Source organism: Syntrophorhabdus sp. (genome assembly GCA_012719415.1).
In the GTDB taxonomy this organism is placed as follows: domain Bacteria; phylum Desulfobacterota; class Syntrophorhabdia; order Syntrophorhabdales; family Syntrophorhabdaceae; genus Delta-02.
On record JAAYAK010000258.1, the window covers coordinates 1 to 3449 of the forward strand.

At 58.2% G+C, this 3449-nt stretch carries 4 protein-coding genes; all 4 read left to right on the forward strand.

Annotated features, from left to right (window positions below; all coding sequences use genetic code 11):
- Positions 1-356, forward strand: a 356-nt coding sequence (locus GXX82_15295; protein ID NLT24405.1) for a type IV pili twitching motility protein PilT, incomplete at its 5' end; no start/stop codon positions are given.
- Positions 357-584: 228 nt separating this feature from the next.
- Positions 585-2552 (forward strand): transporter substrate-binding domain-containing protein, encoded by a 1968-nt coding sequence (locus GXX82_15300; GenBank protein ID NLT24406.1) that lies wholly within the window; start codon positions 585-587, stop codon positions 2550-2552.
- Positions 2549-2935 (forward strand): response regulator, encoded by a 387-nt coding sequence (locus tag GXX82_15305; protein ID NLT24407.1) that lies wholly within the window; start codon positions 2549-2551, stop codon positions 2933-2935. Before GXX82_15300 ends, GXX82_15305 begins: the two co-directional genes overlap by 4 nt.
- Positions 2932-3449, forward strand: a 518-nt coding sequence (locus GXX82_15310) for a response regulator (GenBank protein ID NLT24408.1), incomplete at its 3' end; no start/stop codon positions are given. The genes GXX82_15305 and GXX82_15310, both read left to right, overlap by 4 nt.

The window sequence follows — 3449 nt, forward strand, 5'->3', positions numbered from 1 at the left end:
ACATGCAGCTTTCCCTCAACATACGCTCCATCATATCCCAGAGGCTCATCCCCACCGTGGAGGGCAAGCGCGCGGCGGCGATCGAGATCCTTCTCGACAGCCCGAGGGTCAAGGACCTCATTCTCAAAGGCGAGATCACCCTCCTGAAAGAGACCATGGCGGAGTCCTACTTCGAGGGAATGCAGACCTTCGACCAGCACATCTTCGACATGTACCAGGCAGGCCTTCTGGACCTCGACAACGCCATCGCCTATGCCGACAGCCCCAACGACGTGCGGCTCAAGATAAAAATGGCCGAGATGAAGCCCGACGAAGGTGAGGAGAAGAAGGACTCGGGACTCAAGCTGAAGCTGTAAAGACGGTTGGAACCGTTAGAGCCGTTAGAAGCGTTTGAAGGATTCGGGACGTTTTTCGATGCAGTGCATTTTTGACCGGGTAAAGGGCAGACCATGGCGCGTAAGGCTTTTCCATGCTTCACCCGCTTCCTGATAACAGTCGTTGTCCTTATTTTTCTTTTGATTCTTTCAACATATCCCGCTGAGGCAAAGCGGGCGGTGCGTGTCGCGGCGGAGCCCAACCTTCCCATGGCATTCGTGAATGAGAAAGGCGAGGGGGAAGGGCTCTTCATGGACATCATCCGCTACGTGGCGCACTACGAGGGATGGGCCGTGTCCTATGTCTCCTGCGATTGGGATCGGTGTCTGGAGATGCTGAGGAACGGGGAGGTAGACATCCTCACGGCCGTGGCCCTTTCGGAAGACAGAGTCGGGTACGCGGATTTTACGGGCAACAGCGTTGTGTCGAACTGGGGCCAGGTCTACGCGATGCGGGGAGAGACGCTCGACTCCTTCATGCAGCTCGAGGGAAAGAGCATTGCGGTGGTAAAGGCCGATACCCACAACATAGCGCTGCGCGATATGCTTTTCCGGTTCGGGGTGACGGCTGAATTCGTTGAGGTGGGCAACTACGAACAGGTCTTCCGGGAGTTGAAGGCCGGCAGGGCCGATGCCGGGGTCGTCAACCGGTTCTTCGGTCTTCTCCATGAAGACACCTACGGTGTTCGCCGCACCAATCTCATCTTCAACCCCATCGAGCTCAGGTTTGCCGCTCCGAAAGGAAAGGCTCCGGATCTTGTCGCTGCCCTGGACCGCTACGTCGAGACCCTGAAGACCGACCGCAATTCACCTTACTATTACTCCCTGAGGCGCTGGACCGGCATTGCGGGCAGGAAAGACTACCCGGGCTGGATCAAGTGGGTCGTGCTCTCGGTGATAGGGATCGCCTGCCTTGTCCTGTTACACAACCTCATGCTGCGGGTGCGCGTTAAGTCGCGCACGGCCCGGATGGAGAAAGAGATCCTGGAGCGAGTCCAGGCGGACGAAGCCCTGCTGAGGGAAAAGGACAGGGAACTGGCCCTGACCGAGAATGCTCCTTTCGGCATGGTAATGATCTCCGGTGACGGCACATACAGGTACGTTAATCCGAAGTTCACAGAGATGTTCGGCTATACCGTGAACGATGTTCCCGACGGCAGGACGTGGTTCAGAAAGGCCTATCCCGATCGCGGGTACAGGCACCAGGTGATAGGGGCGTGGCTCGAGATGGTGGAGAGGTTTACTCCCGGCGAGAACAAGGCCTATGAGAACAGGGTCACCTGTTCGGACGGGACGGAGAAAACCGTCAGTTTCACCCCCGTCAGGCTTCACGATGGGGAGATACTGATCACCATGGAGGACGTCACGGCACGCAGGGTTGCCGAGAACCAGCTGGTGAAGTACCGGGACCATCTTGAGGAACTCGTTGCGGAGAGGACCTCCGAGCTGGATATAGCACGTCAGAAAGCGGAGTCCGCCGACCATCTGAAATCGGCTTTTCTGGCCACCATGTCCCACGAGCTTCGCACCCCGCTCAATTCCATCATCGGTTTTACCGGGCTTTTGGTCCAGGGGCTCGCCGGACCTCTCAACGAGGAACAGCGCAAACAGCTCGGCATGGTGCAGAACAGTTCCCGCCATCTCCTCGATCTCATCAACGACGTCCTCGACATCTCCAAGATCGAGGCGGGTCAGCTCGACATCGAGGCGGAGCCCTTCGACCTCATGGCCTCCGTCAACAAGGTGGTGGGTCTTGTGTCGCCGCTGGCCGAGAGAAAAGGACTCACTCTTTCCCTCAGGACGGCCGGGGAAATGGGGACCTTCGTCGGGGACAAGAGGCGGGTCGAGCAGATCATCATAAACCTTGTTAACAATTCGATCAAATTTACCGAGAAAGGATTCATAGAGATATCCTGCGCGGCGCGGGATACCGATGTGGTCCTGAGCGTGAAGGACTCCGGGATCGGCATAGACGCCGGAAACCTGGAGAGGATATTCAATCCTTTTCAGCAGGTGGACACCGGCCTGTCCCGAAGGCACGAAGGCACGGGGCTCGGTCTGTCCATCACGAGGAAGCTCGTCGATATGATGAGCGGGCAGATCAGCGTCCAAAGCGTTCTCGGCGAAGGCAGCACCTTCACCGTTGTTCTCCCGGCAAGGAGGAAGGAGGGGTCATGAAGGATGGGATACTGGTGATCGAGGACAACGAGCAGAACATGTATCTCATGAGGTTCCTCCTTGAGAAGAACGGATTTCGCGTCGTGGAGGCGAGGAGCGCCCGGGAAGGGATAGACAAGGCAATGTCCCCGGGGCTTCTTGCCATACTGCTCGACATACAGCTGCCCGACATGGACGGATACGGCGTTGCGCGGGAGCTGCGCAGTTATGCGGAGCTCAAGGCCATGCCCATCATAGCGGTGACGTCCTACGCCATGACGGGTGACAGGGAAAAGGCACTCGAGGCGGGTTGTTCGGGATATATCGAGAAGCCCATCGATCCCGAAACCTTCGTTGATGACATGAAACGGTGTTTTGGCGGCCGGGGGGAGGAGACCACGTGAAGATCCTTATCGCCGACGACAATACTGACAATCTCTACTACCTGGAGGTCATGCTTAAGGCTGCGGGTCACGAGGTCGCAAGCGCGCGCAACGGCCGCGAGGCCCTCGATTACCTGTCCGGGACCCGGTGCGACCTCATCGTCTCCGACATCCTCATGCCCGAGATGGACGGGTTCCAGCTGTGCCGGGAGTGCAGGAAAAGTGAAGACCTCGACGCCATCCCTTTCATCTTTTACACCGCGACCTACACCGACGAGAAGGACAGGAAACTGGGGCTCAGCCTCGGCGCCGACGAATACCTCATCAAGCCCATGGAGCCCGATGAACTTCTCAGCGTCATCGACCGGGTGTGCGCGGAAGCGGCCGGGAAGCGCGAGGGCTCTCTTGCGGACGAAGAGGACTATCTGACGGAGCACAACAAGCGACTCATCGCGAAGCTGGAAAAGAAGATGGCCGAGCTCGAGGAAAGCACGCGGGAACTGAAGCGGCAGGTGGCAGAGAGGCGGCAGGCAGA

What these genes read in the sequence shown, in the direction of transcription:
- GXX82_15300 (NLT24406.1), top strand. Translation starts at nt 585, where the DNA reads ATGGCATTCGTGAATGAGAAAGGCGAGGGGGAAGGGCTCTTCATGGAC.
- GXX82_15305 (NLT24407.1), top strand. Translation starts at nt 2,549, where the DNA reads ATGAAGGATGGGATACTGGTGATCGAGGACAACGAGCAGAACATGTAT.